The sequence below is a fragment of the Romboutsia ilealis genome (genome assembly GCF_900015215.1).
Classification (GTDB): domain Bacteria; phylum Bacillota; class Clostridia; order Peptostreptococcales; family Peptostreptococcaceae; genus Romboutsia; species Romboutsia ilealis.
This window is the reverse complement of record NZ_LN555523.1, coordinates 1,005,967-1,022,386: the sequence shown is the minus strand read 5'-3', so window position 1 is coordinate 1,022,386 and position 16,420 is coordinate 1,005,967. Positions and strand designations below refer to the sequence as shown.

Below are 16,420 nucleotides of genomic sequence, written 5' to 3'. Positions count from 1 at the left end.
AAACTCATCTCCTATCTTTTATACCTTTCTTCTATATGCTCAAGTCCACAATTAAATATTTGACTTATATGGCAATCATCTAGAGAGTAAAATACTGTTTTTCCTTCTTTTCTAAATTTTACTAATCTAGCTTGTTTTAAAACTCTAAGCTGATGTGATATTGACGAATGAGTCATATCTAACAAATCTGCTATATCACATACACACATCTCTTGTGCTGATAGTGCGTATAATATTCTTACTCTTGTTGTATCTCCAAATACTTTAAATAGTTCTGCTAATTCATATAGCATTTCTGTATCGGGCATTTCAGCTCTTACAGAATCAATTACATCTGTATGCAATTCATTGTTACAACATACTTCTATATCTTTCATACGTTCCTCCTACATGGATATGTGAATAATTATATATATGAATATATATTCATATATTATAACTTTTGTAACTACATTGCAAGTTTTTTTAATTATTTATTTAAAGTATATTTTTTAATATCTTTTTAGATTGATGTAGTATCAATATATAAGTTAAAAAATATACTTACTTATAAAAATAGATGCTAGCTTATTACTAACATCTATTTTTATTAATTTATGTATTTAACTTTATTATAGAATCTATTCTAATAATAAATAGAATTAAAATTCAAAGAATCATATGGATTATTACACTAATAAAAATTATGAATAGAATATAAAAAACTGACTCCTGTACAATACAGAAATCAGCTCTTAACAACCATTTTTACTAGTATCCTTGATAAAGGGTAGATTTTACATCATATATATGATCACGTTTTTTATTTATTTAAACATGCTATTCCTATAACAGTAGGACCTGAGTGACATGCTACACATGAACCTATACGGAATGTATATACGTTTTTAGGTGATAATTCTTCCTTAACCTTTTCAACGAATTTTTCATGATTTTCTAAGTCATCTCCATATCCAACATATACATCCTTATCTGAGAAGTCATTTCCAACTTCTTCTTTTAACTTTTCTATAAGTGTTGGTATTATTTTTTTACTTCCTCTTACTTGAGTTTTTTGCTTCACTAATCCATCTTCTATTTTAAGTATCGGCTTTATATTAAGTAAAGTTCCAACTACAGCTTTAGCTCCAGATATTCTACCACCTTTGTATAGATAATCTAGTGAATCAACTGAGAAATATACTTGCACTTTATCTTTATATTCTTCAAGTTTCTTAATTATAGTATCTATATCTAAACCTTCTTCTACCATTTTAGCAGCTTCAAGAACTAATAGACCTCCTCCTATAGAAAAACTATACGTATCCACTATATATATATCATCAGATTCTATATCATTTTTAGCAAGCATTGCACTTTGGTAAGTTCCCGATCCTGCTGATGAACCTGCCATATATAATACCTTTTTACCTTCATTTAGATACTTTTCAAATGTTTCTTTAAAAGTCATATATGTAACTTGAGATGTAGTAGGTACCTCTTTATTCTCTCTAAGTAATTTATAAAATTCGTCATTATCTATATCTACACCAGCTTTATATTCTTCACTTTGAAATATTATAGTAGTAGGTAACATATCTATATCATATTTATCCTTCATATTTTCTGGTAAGTCATTCATTGTGTCATAAACTATTTTAATATTATTCATTTTTTAAAACTCCCTTTAATATTTATTTAAAGCATATAAAATATAAATTCAATATAAAATTAAAGCATATTATTGAATTTATATTTTAATATTAACTATTTTAGCTTTAGCTTATTTTTGAAATCTATATAAATTTTAACTAAAGTCTTTTTAAATACATTTTATTATATTAGGAACTATTTATTTAACCTTTTTAATATATAGGTTAATTATTTATATCCTATATTTATACCTCTATTAATATTATAACTTAATATAGTACTAACATTCTACATTCAACTTAAATATTCATACTATAAAATTTAAGTTATATAAGTTTATAAAATATTATATATCAGTATTTTTAATTTATAGTCATATTATATGTAATGTTGTCTGTATTTATTTTGCATTAAAATAACATATTATATATAAATATATTTTACCACTTTTTTATCATTTGTTCTCAAAAAATTTCCATTTACAAAAAATTATCTATTATAATTAGTTAAACCTTAATATGTAATTAATATATTAATTTTAATTTTAAATAGTCAATATATTAAATCATCTACCTTCTAAATACTATTTCTGTGCTAAAGTCATTTTTATATAACTAACTTGAAAAAATACTAAAACTTTATATAATAAATTATATATTAAATTATAGGGAGATAGACAATGAAATTTGTAAAAGAATCATTTATAGTAAAAAATAAATTACAACTTGCAATAGTTGATAAACGAATTCCTAAAAACATGGAAAATAATTTAAAAAATATGGGAGTAAGTATAATAAAATCTACTTGTTGCAATGATACTTATAAAGCCATTAAATATCATCCAGACATAAGTGTATGTAAATTAAATGATAATAACATAGTAGTTGCTCCTAATGTGTATGATTATTATAAAAATATTTTAAAACCTTATGATTTTAATGTAATACCTGGAAATTCTATTATAAAAAATAAGTATCCATACAATATACATTATAATATAATAATTCTAAAAAACTTTGCTATACACAACTTTAAGTATACAGATAAAGTAATACTTCGTTATCTAGAAAAAAATAATATAAAAAAAATAAATGTATCCCAAGGCTATTGTAAATGTTCTATATGTATAGTTGATGATAATTCTTTGATCACTTCAGATGAAGGTATATATAAAGAAGTCATAAAATACGGTATAGATTGTTTATTAATAGAAAAAGGACATATTGACCTATTTGAGTTAAATTATGGATTTATAGGTGGATCTAGCTTTTTAGTTTCAAATAATGAATTGGTTTTCCTTGGAAATATAAAAAAACACCCTGATTATGATAAAATATTAAATTTTGTTGAAAGCAAAAATAAAAACTTAATTTCCTTAAGTGATGATAAATTATTAGATTTAGGATCTGTTATCCCTCTACTTGAGTACTAAATTTATACTATTATATAATTAAAAATAAAGTACATATATAAATTATATTAATCCCATGTTTAAAATTAAGATAATTTCTATATGTACTTTATTTACTCTTGTTATATTTTATCATTTCCTATTCTATTTATATATTTCCCTTTAAGAGGAGTTACTTTTTCTTTAACAATTTTTATATCTTATAGATTATCTTCTTTTTCATATTTATTTCTATATAATTCTAATATAAAACCTATATATCTTTTTTATCACATCATTTATATATTTTAAATTTCACTAAATATTTATAATGAAATATTATTACCCAGGAAATCTTTAAACTTAGTTATTCCAACGTCTTTAGCATAAACTTTCACTTTATGATGATAACACTCTCTTTGCGAAACTTTAGAACGAAATATGTAATATTTATTCATCAATATTGACATTAATATTTATTTTTCCCACAATAATACATAAAATCTCCTTTATTTTTATGTATGCAGTATTTTTTATTAACTTATTATATAACTATATTTATAATACTTATCCTTATTTATAGTATATAAAATTTTATTTTTATTGCCTTACAATAAGTACTAGCCCTTAATGTATATATACAATTTAGTAAACATACAATTAATTATCTAATCCTACATAACAGAATTATATAAATATTAAAAGGAGGTACTATTATGGATAATCAAAAAGAATTTAAGCCCTTTATACCCGCCAATAAAATAGTTCCTGAATTTACAGCTACATCTATAATATTAGGATGTTTGTTGGCAGTTATATTTGGTGCTGCTAATGCCTACTTAGGCCTTAGGGTTGGTATGACAGTTAGTGCATCTATTCCTGCTGCAGTTATATCAATGGGGGTTTTAAGAGTCATATTAAAAAGAGACTCTATACTTGAAAACAACTTAGTTCAGACTATAGGTTCAGCTGGTGAATCATTAGCTGCGGGTGCTATATTTACATTACCTGCAATGTTTATATGGATGAAAGATTGGGGAATTGGAAGTCCTAGTTTATTAAAAATTGCACTTATAGCTTTATGTGGTGGATTACTTGGAGTTTTATTTATGATACCTCTAAGAAAAGCACTTATAGTTAAAGAACACGGTGTACTTCCATACCCAGAAGGAACAGCTTGTGCTGAAGTTTTACTTGCTGGTGAAGAAGGTGGTTCTAAGGCTTCTGTAGTTTTTGCTGGTCTTGGAATTGCAGCAGTTTATAAATTTATAGCTGATGGTATTAAATTGTTCCCAAGTGAAATAGAATGGGAAATACCAGGATATTCTAATGCTGCATTTGGTATAGATGTACTTCCTGCACTACTTGGTGTTGGTTATATATGTGGATATAAAATATCTGGATATATGTTTGCAGGTGCTATAGTTGGTTGGATAGCTTTAATACCATTATTTTCACTATTTGGCGCTGATACAATACTTTATCCTGGAACTGTTCCTATAAGTGAATTAGACTTTTGGGGAATTTGGGATAATTATATAAGATATATCGGTGCAGGTGCTGTTGCATGTGGTGGTATAATAAGTTTAATTAAATCTCTTCCTCTAATATTTAATACTTTTGCTAGAGCAATGAAAGATTATTCTAATATAGATAGATCTAATTCTACATTAAGAACTGACCAAGATATGTCTATGAAAGTTGTTTTATTAGGCTCATTAGCTGTAGTTATTGCTATATGGTTAATACCTTCTATTCCAGTTAATTTTGTTGGTGCTCTTTTAATAGCTATATTTGGTTTCTTCTTTGCAACAGTATCTTCAAGACTTGTTGGTTTAGTTGGTAGTAGTAATAACCCGGTTTCTGGAATGGCTATAGCTACTTTATTAATAAGTACATTAGCTTTAAAATCAACTGGTATAGTTGGCCAAGAAGGTATGATAGGTTCTATAGCTATAGGATCTGTTATATGTATAATAGCTGCAATTGCAGGAGATACTTCTCAAGATTTAAAAACAGGTTATATTGTTGGTGCTACACCTAGAAAACAACAATTAGGCGAGCTTATAGGAGTTTTAATATCTGCTTTAACTATAGGTGCAGTTTTATATCTTTTAAATGCTGCGTGGGGATTTGGTTCAAAAGATATACCTGCTCCTCAAGCTACTCTTATGAAATTAGTTGTTGAAGGCGTTATGGAAGGAAACCTTCCTTGGCCATTAATATTTGCAGGTGCTGGTATTGCTATAGCAGTTGAAATAATAGGTATACCTGTACTTCCATTTGCAGTTGGTCTATATCTTCCAATTCACTTAAGTGCTGGTATAATGTTTGGTGGAGTTATAAGATTATTCCTTGAAAATAGAAAAAATGTACCTAAAAAAGTAAAAAAAGAACAAATTGACAGAGGTGTTTTATATACTTCAGGTCTTATAGCTGGTGAAGGTCTAGTAGGTGTATTACTTGCTATATTCGCAGTTATAAAAATTGGAGAAAGATCTCTAGCAGACATAATAAACTTATCTGATTTTGTTAATCTAGGTCAAATAGGTTCTGTAATATTCTTTGCATTATTAATACTTACTTTATTTAAATTCACTATTTGGTATAAAGATAAGAATAAAGCTAGTTAATAAATAATATAGTTAATTAAGGGAGTTGTCTTAAAATACACTCCCTTAATTTTATATATTGGAGGGTTTTATGAGTACGAAAGTTAAAAATTATTTAGATTTTATTCCTATAAAAAATGAAAATATAGCATGGGTTGAAGATAGCTTTGGTATTGTTACTTTAGAAATAACTCGAAATACTTTATTTGATGTGATAGCTCAAAAAGCTTTTAAGGTTCCTCAAAAAAGCTATGTAAAGCTTGATAGACATGGAAGCTTTGTATGGAAGTGTATAGATAATAATAAATCAGTCTACGAACTGTCTAAAGATGTTAAAGGGCATTTTGCAAATGATGCTGAACCTTTAATTGAAAGATTAATTGAGTTTATCACAATACTTGAAAGTAATAGATTTGTAAAGTTTAAAAAAGGAGGCAAGTAAAATGTTAAGCACTCTATTTTATATACTTTTATTTGCTATTGCTACTGTAATAATATACATATGGGGTATAAAAAAGGAACAAAGTAGAGAAAAAGAATTGCTAGATAATCTTTATAAAAAAAGTGAAAAAATTGTTATTCGCTCCTTTAAACAAAATAAAACTTTATCTAGAAAAGATATCGAAAATGAACTTGCTAATGTTAAATCTTCTCTATTTTATAGTAAGCACAAATTAGTTATTAAAAATCCTTCTCATCTAGCTAAAATAATTATAGGTAATTTATTAAATAGTGGTACTATCATAAAAACTACAAATGGATATACTTTAAAATATAAATCTAAATAGATAAGATATAATAATCTAATTTTATGCTTGATATACATATAAAATTAGTTTTCACAAATACTATTTTATATAACACATTATAAAGGAGATTTATTATGAAAAAGAAAACTAATGATGACTTCGCCTTTTTAAATAATCATGATGATCAATACCATGAAATATTAGACAATATAGATGCTCATGAAAGCACTGACAGTGAAACCACAGATATATTAAATTTTAGAGTTATAAATAGTAAAAATGCATATCCTCAAAGAAATCTTCCTAATAATAAATAAAATTTAATATACAAGAAGAGCCTCTTTATTAAAAAGGCTCTTTTTATATATTAAACAAAATATTTTTCTCTTATTTTATAAGCATCATACCAATTGATAGTATAATAGCTGAAGATATATATATACATACAACTATCTTAGTTACAAATTTTACCCATGTAGTATATTCAACCTTTGAAATAGCTAGTCCACCCATAATTACCCCTGATGTTGGAGTTATTAGGTTTACAAGTCCACTACCTGCACTTAATATAGATATAACTATTTCAGGCACAAATCCTAAAGTTTGAGCAAGAGGTCCAAATATTGGTACTGATAAGCTTGCAAGTCCTGAAGTTGATGGAATTAAAAATGCTAATGCTATATATATTAAAAATGCCATATTAGTAAATAATATAGGTGACATTCCAGTAAGTGCTGTAGACGCTCTATTTAATACATATACATCTAGATTAGTTGATGACATAATAAATGATACACCTCTTGATATACCTATTATAAGTGCTACACCAACCATTTCAGCTGCACCATCTATTATAGCCGACACTATTTCCTTTTCATTAAATCCATAAGCTATACCTATTATAATTGCCATTAATGTAAACCAAACAGCAAGTTCTGAAAACCACCAATTACCAAGAGGCTCTCCAGTTAAAAATGCAGTTCCTTTAAATATAGTTATACCAAATCTCTCCCAAGGTATTACCCCTAGTATCATAACTATAAAAGATATAGCAAATAACCATATTACAATTTTTCTTTTAGTCGTAAACTCTATTGTACCTTCATTATTATCCATAAATGCTTCTTTTGCATTATCATATTCTCTTTGAGATAAAAGTGAAGCTTCTTTATTATTTTTAACTTTTTTAGCATAATTCATTACAAAAAATATAGATATAAGTAAAGATGATATCCATAATGCCACACCAATTCCTATAACTACAGCTTGATTAGTTTCTATTCCAACTCCTTTTAAAGAGTCTATACTCGTAGATACTAAAAATGGATTTACTGTAGAACCTAAAACTCCACTACCAGCTCCTAAAGCTATCGTCGCTACTGCTGTTAATGAATCAAATCCTGCAGCCATCATTGTTGCAGTAACTAATGCGTAAAAGGCTAATGTCTCCTCTGACATACCATAACTAGTACCACCTAGAGAGAATATAAACATAAGTATAGGTATCAGTAACAATTCTTTACCATTTAATTTTTTAACAACTGCTCCTATACCTGCATCTAGAGCCCCAGTTTTTGTTACAACGCCTAAGAACCCTCCCATTAAAAGTACATATAAAGATATATCTATAGCATCTTTTAATCCATTTATAGGTGCCATTATAACATCGGAAAGTTTTGCAGGTTTCACTCCAGGTATAAATTGAGTTATTATAGCTATTACAATAGTAATAATTAATAATATACTATATGCTGTAGGTAACTTAAAACCTTTTTTCTTCATATTACGTCCTCCATATATTTAGTTATATAGTTTTAAATTATCCAAAAAAATATATATAATTCACTTTATTAACATATATATTTCTCCTAACCTTAATTTAAATCTAGTCTATTTCCAAAGTATTTTTATATACTATTATTTTAAATATAATGTTAATATTCTAAAATAATATCTATTTATTAATTTAACTCGTTGTGCTAGTTAAATATGATTATTGAAAATACTAGAGCCTAGTAAATTATATTTTTATAGTTCAAAAGCTTTATATAGTAATTTCAATATGTGTAGTAAAATAACTAGCACAACAGATTAATTTATAAATCTTTACGTTTACTATACTTAGTCCTACTTTAATATAGTTTCTATCATTTACTATAAATTTATAAATTATCTTTTGACCTAAAATATATCTATAACACTACCATAAATCCTAACCCTGTTGTATCCTATCAAGAGCTATTTCAATTTTAGCTCCTAACCTTTTGTTATGTACATATCATTATGATAATCCTAAGTTTGCATTAATAATATAAGTATACCTATAAACAGTCTAATAAATTTTAATCAGAACCACCCGTAAAACGGGTGGTTTGCTCTACGCCTATAAGGCTTTGTTTCTGGCTGTGCTACTCGCACACTGAACGGTTTGCCAACCGCATACTATTACTAACTGCACCTAAAGGTGCTTATTTTTTTGCTTTATTTACTGGCTCACCCGTAAACGGGTCAATATATTCCTTTAAACTCATTTGTTCATGAATTATATCCTCTTGTATTTGATTTTTTATATATTCTTCAATTGCCTTTTTATTTCTTCCAACTGTATCAACATAATACCCTTTACACCAAAACTGTCTATTTCCATATTTATACTTTAAATTTGCATGTCTATCAAATATCATCAGTGAACTTTTTCCTTTCAGATAACCCATAAATTGAGATACACTAAGTTTTGGTGGTATACTTACAAGCATGTGTATATGATCTTTACATGCATTTGCTTCAATTATCTCAACACCTTTATGATCACAAAGTTTTCTTAATATAACACCAATATCAGACTTTATTTTTCCATAAATAATCTGCCTTCTATACTTTGGTGCAAAAACTATATGATATTTACAATTCCATTTGCTATGTGCTAAACTATTATTGTCCATTATCGGACACACCTCCTTAAATTTTATAGTTTTGGTCGGCAAACCTACTATAATTTTATGGAGGTTTTTTTATTTCTACTCATAGCTAAAAGCTTTTTAGAACCACAGGTATAACCTGTGGTATTCCTAATACAATAATATTATTATCAATACTATATCCCATAAACTGGAACCTTATATAATAATATACCATAAATTTCGTTATATATATATTATTTTTAAAATTTAAATTTAACTATATTATCTAACTTACACGTAATGACTTTTATACTGTATAACTGTGTATATTTCTTATAATACACATAATTTTTTATCTATCATCTTAGTCGTACTACCTTGATTTATAATAGTTATAAGTATTGTCATAAATACTATAGAAGATATCATTTCAGATCAGCTTCTCTACTCATTACATTTTTAAAACCATTAAATCAACTAACTTTACTGCAGCTTTTCACTTCTATTTCCAATAGTACAGTATACCAACACAGTAATAAACATATTTATTCTGTACATTTTGTTTTTATAATGGAAAAAATACTATATTATCTCTATCAATACATATTTTTATATCATCACCCTGATTATATTCATTCGATATAGATGTACATTTTAATACTTCTCCATTTATATTAATATCATAAAAAGTTTTATCTCCTGCATACTGCTTTCTTTGTATATATCCATTTACTCCATCATTATAATTTGCACTGTATAATTTTATGCATTCTTTAGGAATCATAGCTTCAACAATATCTAAATCATTATACCCCTTTGCATCTATATAGAATATATTGCTTTTAAATACTTCATTTTCTATTTTTCCTTTTATATAATTTCTTTCACCAAATATATTAGCAACTGATTTAGTTTTAGGATTTTGATATAATGTTGTCGGCTTATCAAACTGCTCTATTTTACCCTCTACCATAACAGCTATTTTATCACTCATTATAAGTGCTTCTTCTTTATCATGAGTAACAAGTATAGTAGTTATATTTAATTTCTTCTGTAAATTTAAAACAAACTCTCTCATTTCATTTCTTAAGTTTATATCTAAATTTGAAAAAGGCTCATCTAATAATAATACCTTTGGATTTATTGCTAATGTTCTAGCTATAGCAACCCTTTGTTTTTGTCCTCCAGATAATTCAGATGGATATTTATTTTCGTACCCATTTAATTTTACAAGTTTTATTAACTCGTTAACTTTGTCTTTTCTAGTTTTCTTATTTATATTTTTCATTTTTAAACCAAATTCAATATTTTCATATACACTCATGTGGGGAAATAATAAATAATCTTGAAATACTATTACTGCCTCTCTTTTTCCTGTTGGTATATTTAGTACTGATTTATCATTAAAAATTATATCTCCACTATCTGGATTAATAAGTCCTGCTATTAATTGTAGTGTTGTACTTTTTCCACATCCAGATACTCCTAATAATGATACTAGTTCTCCATCTTTTATATCTATATTTATATTTTCTAATACTATCTTTTCATCAAAACTTTTAGTTATGTTAACAAGTTTAACTGATGACATATCTATTTCTCCTTAATTTCTTATACTTCAAAAAAACTGCTACTATTTTTGTAATGTATTTTTATCCTTTTCTCTATTAATATTAAAACTATTATACTTGCAACTAAGAATACTATACTATACATAGAACCTATTACTCTATCTCCACTTTGTATATATGGAAACATAATCATAGGATATGTAATTACCGTTCCTCCTCCAATAAGCATAGTTAAGAAATATTGACTAAATACTATTATAAAGCACATACTTGATGCTCCTAATATTCCAGGTAATAATAGAGGTAGTGTAACATATCTAAATACATTTGTGTTGCTTGCTCCAAGCATTTTTGCTTGTATTTCTAACTTATCTCCAACTAATTTATACACATCACCTATAATTCTTACGGCATAAGGTATACAAGGTAATATATTTATAATTACTACGCCTAGGTATGTATTTGCTAATTTTAGCTTTATAAAAAATATATGTACTCCCATTGCTATTGATATTGTAGGTATTATTACTGGAGATAATACTAATAATTCAAAGAATTTCTTTCCTTTAAAATTATATAAAGATAGTGCCTTAGCTGCTGGAATACTAATCACTATTGTAATAAATACAACTAAAATTGATAGGACTATGCTATTTATTAATATAGCTATATTGTCTAAACTTAATATATATTGAAATCCTCTTAGTGAATAACTTTGAGGTAAAAGACTTGGATATATCCAAGAACCTGTTACACTCCAAATCCCCAATATTATTAGAGGAAATATAAAAGCTATAATAGCCAATTCTATTATTATTTTCTTTAAATTCACTTTAATATCTTCTCCTAAATCTTATATTTATTTATCTTTTCTAGAATTTTATTATATACAATAAGAAGTATAAAACTTAAGCTAGATAATATAACATTTATAACCATAGCATATGACCTTTGAGATAAGTCCGAGCTTATATAATTTGTATACGCACTAACAGAAAGTGCTTTAGGTGTTGTTGGACCTATTAAAAATGGAACTTCAAATGACCCAAAAGAAAAAGCAAACAAAATTATAAATGAAGATATTATTGTTGGTGAAGCTAATGGTAAAATTATATGTCTAAAGCATTGTAACTTACTAGCTCCTAAATTTATGGCTACTTTTTCTAAATTATTACTTATATTTTTCAAAATATTATATGCTGTTATAATAGTGAATGGTATTCCTTTCCATAAATATACCAATATTACTCCTACTCCATTTTTATCAGAAACTAAAGATATGAATTGAGATGAATCATTTATAATATTTAATGAATATAATATTCTTGAAATTATTCCTGATTGAGAAAATATAGTTATCATCAACATTACTACAACTATATGTGGAATTATAATAGGTAAATTTAATAATGATTCTTTTATTTTAGATAATTTCTCTTGTGATAAAAAATATGCCACTATCACTCCTATAAAAACTGCTACCGTAGACGATATAAATGACGTTTTTAAACTAAATATAAGAGATTCTAAAAATATAGAATCTCTTATAACTTCTTTATAAAATCTAAAACTAATATTTTCTTCACCTATATGTGGCATATATCCTAAACTTTGCATTACACAATTAGCTATTCCAAATCCCATTATACTTATTAATATAATAGCTATAGGTGCTAATAATATATATGGTTTTAGTTTATTTTCCATTTTGTAAAACCTCTTCAGTCCATATTTTCTCTATTATAGGTACTAATCCAGCATTTAACTCTGGTAATGTCTTTCCAAATTCCACAGTTTCACTAAATTTATACTTTTCTTCGTTAGGCACTTTATTCATATCTAATACAGTCATATCGCCCCAATTAGCAGTATCAGTTTTTAACGCTTGAGCATCTATACTCATTAAAAAGTTTATAAGTACCATAGCTCCTTCTTTGTTAGGTGCATTTTCAGGTATTGTTAAAAAATGAGTATTACTTATATTTCCTTTATCAAATGCTATTATTTCTGTATCCTTACTATATTCATTGCTATCAATTTTTCCTTTAACAGTATTTGGTGAATAAGTCATTGTAAAGTAAACTTCGCCATCTGAATACATATTATCTAATTGTGCTATTGTAGCAGGATATGTTTCTCCTTTATTCCATAAATATGGTTTAATTTCATTTAAATAATCCATCGCTGGTTGTATAACTTTTCTAACTTCATCTTCATTTTCAGGTAAGTTAATTAAGTTTTCATATCCTACTATGTCATATATTACATTTCTTACAAATGCACTTCCTTCAAAATCTGGTAATGCAGGGTATGTAAATTTGCCTGGATTTTTAATTATTGCTTCTTTTAATGTTTCAGTATCTTCTATATTTTGAGATACTTTATCAGTATCTTTAATTACTACAAACTCTGCTTTACCCCATGGTGCTTCTAACCCTTCTACAGGTGTTCCAAAATCAGTGTTTATAGTTTCTGAATCTTTGTCTATGTAATCATTAAAGTTAGGAAGTTTTTCAGTAAATGCTCCAACTAATAGATTATTTTCTTTTGCAGTTTTAAAATTTTCACCATTTATCCAAACTACATCCATAACTCCATCTTTACTTTTAGCTTGCTTTTCTGATAATAATTTATTCATTATATCATCAATATTCATTCCTACCCTTTTTACTTTTATATCATATTTTTCTTTCATTTGCGGGATTACATAAGTATCAAACCACTTGTTCATAACTTCATTACCGCCATATCCATAAAAGTTTACTGTAGTCCCTTTTGCACTTTTTAAAATTTCATCATAACTAGTGTCTAGTATATTTGTATTACTGTTTATATCATTTGATTTTTGAGATTTTGAACATCCAACTATAGATGAAATCATCATCATACATAATAGTACTATGTAAATTTTTCTATTCATATTTATATCTCCTTATTATTTATTAATCTAGTAATCTTTTTGCCTCCAAAAATCTTTGAATTGCAGTTACTATTATTAGTATTGAAAATATATTAGTTATTATTCTTAAATAGCTCGGAAATAAAATCATAAGTGAAAAAAATATGAATCCTTCACTTCTTTCTGCCACTCCTGCTTGATAGTAAAATGATTTCACTCCTTTTTTTTCGCTTAATGCTCCAACTGTTAAAAATATAGTCATAGACATAAGTATACATGCAGTTAATACTATAAAATTATATCTTAAGTCTACAAATTTAATCCCAAGTACTAACACTATACCTACTTCCACAATTCTATCTGAAACAATGTCAAGAAGTGTTCCAAAAGACGATGAACTATTACTTCTTCTTGCCATAGCTCCATCTACTGCATCTAAGTATCCTGATATCCAAAGCACAATAACTGCAACTACTTGCATATCAAAATATAAAAATATAGAAGTTGATATCCCTAATAATAAAGCTAATATAGTTACATTATTAGGAGTTAATTTTAATTTTAAAAGAAACTTAGCTCCTAATTCAATTATTGGATTTACATATTTTCTTGCATGTGTATCTAACATTTTACCTCCTAGGTTTTATTTATTATTTTCTAAGTTTTTGGTAATAAATCTATTTTTTAATATTATAGATACTACCAAAAGTAATATTAACGCTACTATTGATAAATAAAAGCTTTTACTTCCTATATTAACTGATTGTGCTCCAATATTTACAAATACAAATATTCCTGGTATTGTTCCAAAGAAAGTCGCAAGTATGAAATCTTTATATTTTATACTTGTTAAGCCAGAACCATAACTAATTACATCAAATGGAAATAAAGGAATTAGCCTTAGCATAAGCACTATAAAGAATCCTCTTTCATTTATCATATTTTCTACTTTATCTAGTTTTTCTTTGATAAGTTTTTTTACTACATTTCTTCCTAACTTTCTAGATATATAAAAAGATATTGTTCCTCCTATTAAAGCTCCAATTGCAGTATAAATATATCCATTTACTAATCCAAATATAAGGCCACTTGATATTGCAAGTATTGAATCTGGAAAAAGTGTAAGAGGAACTAGAGAGAATATTATTATATATATTATTGGTCCCAACTTTCCAAAAGACTCAACATAATTTTTTATATCACCTATTCCTAAATTCATTTTATAAACCTTATATACAACAATTGATATAATCATCAATATAACTATAGATATTATTACCTTATATGCTGTTTTGTACTTTTTTGTCAAAATATCACCTCTTTTCTAAAATAATATATTACCATATTTTAAAATTAAAATCTTATTATTTAATTTTTAATTAACTTTATAGATTTATATCTATTTTTCCATTTTTTTATAGTAGATATTTTATCTTGAGTAAATTTACTTTTATTTATAACAGCCTCATTGAACATAAAATCTAATATATGAAGTGTATTTTTATTTGCAATCATCATAGCTTCGCAACATGATTCACAGTAAGATATAACTGTATCAGTTTTAGCTTCACTAACTCTTTTATTAGTTTGTTCTAAAGCTAGTTTAGGATTTGTTACTCTAAGCATACCTCCAGATCCACAACACTCTGTATTTTCTCTACTTTTATCGAATTCAACTATTTTTATCCCCATTGATTTTAATATTAATCTAACAGTATCATGAATCTTAGATTCATATCTTATAGGACATGGGTCATGTAAACTAAACCTAATATCTAAATCATTATAATGATTTATTAAATTTTTAGGAATTGAGTTTTCATTTATAACCTCCCATATAGTTTTTACTTTAACTGATTTACTATATTGTTTTATGGTATTAAAACAATTTGGACATGCTACTATAACTTCTTCAATTTCATTTTCTAAAAATAAATTTTCTACCTGAGAATAATATATTTTAAATTTATCCATATCTCCCATTGATAAAGTTGGCTTACCACAACATTTAAACGCTATTGATAAATCCTCTATACTCTCTTTTAAATATTCATATGTTTTTAAGACTATTTCTGGACTATAACTTGATAAACTACATCCTGGAAAGAATAATTTCTTAGTACTTTTATTTGAAAAAGACTTTGAAAATACAGGTGAAAAACTATTAATCTGATGAAATTTTACACTATTATATCCAATATCATTCATATTTTTTTTATCATTATTAAAAATATCTTTTCTCATATCGTAAAACATTTCTTTTATTTTTATATCTTTAGGACATTTTAAGTTGCAAACTGCGCAAGAAGAACAAGAATAAGGTATATTTTTATCTACACTTTTATCTGTTATTATTTTTTTCATAAGTTCTTTTGGAGATGAAGAATATTTACTCATCATAGTACATGAATTATAGCATCTTTTGCAATTTATACAATTATTTTCATTTATTTTTATCTCTTCTAGAGTTTTTTCATTTAAATTTATTGTTTTCATCTCTTGCCTCCTATAAAAATATATTATCAAATACTTTTTGATTATTTATAATTTATAAATATTAAAATTAAACTAAAAAATTCGCTTCGCTCGAGCGACGTGTCGGAGAAACACTTCATGTCACCAACGACTTCATCCGTTACTTGAGCCACTACATGGGCGAAGTATTTC

Annotated in this window: 16 protein-coding genes; 5 read left to right on the top strand and 11 right to left on the bottom strand. The window is 26.2% G+C overall.

The genetic code is table 11. The annotated features are described in order from the left end of the window. Positions 1-11: 11 nt before the first annotated feature. Complete coding sequence (locus tag CRIB_RS04835; RefSeq protein WP_180703402.1) at positions 12-377, bottom strand: ArsR/SmtB family transcription factor; 366 nt, start codon at positions 375-377, stop codon at positions 12-14. Positions 378-802: 425 nt separating this feature from the next. Continuing rightward, positions 803-1,651, bottom strand: a complete 849-nt coding sequence (locus tag CRIB_RS04830; RefSeq protein WP_180703401.1) for a DegV family protein — start codon at positions 1,649-1,651, stop codon at positions 803-805. Positions 1,652-2,311: 660 nt separating this feature from the next. Between CRIB_RS04830 and CRIB_RS04825 the strand changes: the two genes are divergently transcribed. From CRIB_RS04825 to CRIB_RS04805, 5 genes are all read left to right on the top strand, one after another. Next, positions 2,312-3,064 (top strand): DUF6873 family GME fold protein, encoded by a 753-nt coding sequence (locus CRIB_RS04825; RefSeq protein WP_180703400.1) that lies wholly within the window; start codon positions 2,312-2,314, stop codon positions 3,062-3,064. 674 nt (positions 3,065-3,738) lie between these two features. Next, positions 3,739-5,655, top strand: a complete 1,917-nt coding sequence (locus tag CRIB_RS04820) for an OPT family oligopeptide transporter (protein ID WP_180703399.1) — start codon at positions 3,739-3,741, stop codon at positions 5,653-5,655. A 70-nt stretch (positions 5,656-5,725) separates the two neighbouring features. Further along, positions 5,726-6,076 (top strand): PqqD family protein, encoded by a 351-nt coding sequence (locus CRIB_RS04815; protein WP_180703398.1) that lies wholly within the window; start codon positions 5,726-5,728, stop codon positions 6,074-6,076. A 1-nt stretch (position 6,077) separates the two neighbouring features. Further along, positions 6,078-6,422 (top strand): hypothetical protein, encoded by a 345-nt coding sequence (locus CRIB_RS04810; RefSeq protein WP_180703397.1) that lies wholly within the window; start codon positions 6,078-6,080, stop codon positions 6,420-6,422. Positions 6,423-6,517: 95 nt separating this feature from the next. Continuing rightward, on the top strand, positions 6,518-6,700 hold the full coding sequence (locus CRIB_RS04805) for a hypothetical protein (RefSeq protein ID WP_180703396.1): 183 nt from the start codon (positions 6,518-6,520) through the stop codon (positions 6,698-6,700). A gap of 70 nt (positions 6,701-6,770) precedes the next feature. On the opposite strand, the gene CRIB_RS04800 is transcribed toward CRIB_RS04805, so the two are convergent. The 9 genes from CRIB_RS04800 to CRIB_RS04760 all read right to left on the bottom strand — a co-directional run bounded on the left by CRIB_RS04800 (position 6,771) and on the right by CRIB_RS04760 (position 16,249). Next, complete coding sequence (locus tag CRIB_RS04800) at positions 6,771-8,165, bottom strand: YfcC family protein (protein WP_180703395.1); 1,395 nt, start codon at positions 8,163-8,165, stop codon at positions 6,771-6,773. A gap of 686 nt (positions 8,166-8,851) precedes the next feature. Further along, positions 8,852-9,325, bottom strand: a complete 474-nt coding sequence (gene tnpA, locus CRIB_RS04795; protein WP_180701971.1) for an IS200/IS605 family transposase — start codon at positions 9,323-9,325, stop codon at positions 8,852-8,854. Between the two features lie 523 nt (positions 9,326-9,848). Beyond that, a complete protein-coding gene (locus CRIB_RS04790; RefSeq protein ID WP_180703394.1) occupies positions 9,849-10,874 on the bottom strand; it encodes an ABC transporter ATP-binding protein in 1,026 nt (341 codons plus the stop codon). A 20-nt stretch (positions 10,875-10,894) separates the two neighbouring features. After that, the gene (locus CRIB_RS04785) at positions 10,895-11,686 is read right to left on the bottom strand and encodes an ABC transporter permease (RefSeq protein ID WP_180703393.1); all 792 of its coding nucleotides are present in this window, start codon (positions 11,684-11,686) and stop codon (positions 10,895-10,897) included. A 14-nt stretch (positions 11,687-11,700) separates the two neighbouring features. Beyond that, positions 11,701-12,561: an ABC transporter permease gene (locus CRIB_RS04780; RefSeq protein WP_180703392.1), complete on the bottom strand. Its 861-nt coding sequence runs from the start codon at positions 12,559-12,561 to the stop codon at positions 11,701-11,703. Further along, a complete protein-coding gene (locus tag CRIB_RS04775; RefSeq protein WP_180703391.1) occupies positions 12,551-13,774 on the bottom strand; it encodes an ABC transporter substrate-binding protein in 1,224 nt (407 codons plus the stop codon). Before CRIB_RS04775 ends, CRIB_RS04780 begins: the two co-directional genes overlap by 11 nt. Before the next feature lie 22 nt (positions 13,775-13,796). Beyond that, a complete protein-coding gene (locus CRIB_RS04770; protein WP_180703390.1) occupies positions 13,797-14,381 on the bottom strand; it encodes a CDP-alcohol phosphatidyltransferase family protein in 585 nt (194 codons plus the stop codon). 15 nt (positions 14,382-14,396) lie between these two features. Then, positions 14,397-15,062 (bottom strand): TVP38/TMEM64 family protein, encoded by a 666-nt coding sequence (locus CRIB_RS04765; protein ID WP_243633579.1) that lies wholly within the window; start codon positions 15,060-15,062, stop codon positions 14,397-14,399. A gap of 59 nt (positions 15,063-15,121) precedes the next feature. Next, positions 15,122-16,249 (bottom strand): (Fe-S)-binding protein, encoded by a 1,128-nt coding sequence (locus tag CRIB_RS04760; RefSeq protein WP_180703389.1) that lies wholly within the window; start codon positions 16,247-16,249, stop codon positions 15,122-15,124. Positions 16,250-16,420: the final 171 nt, after the last annotated feature.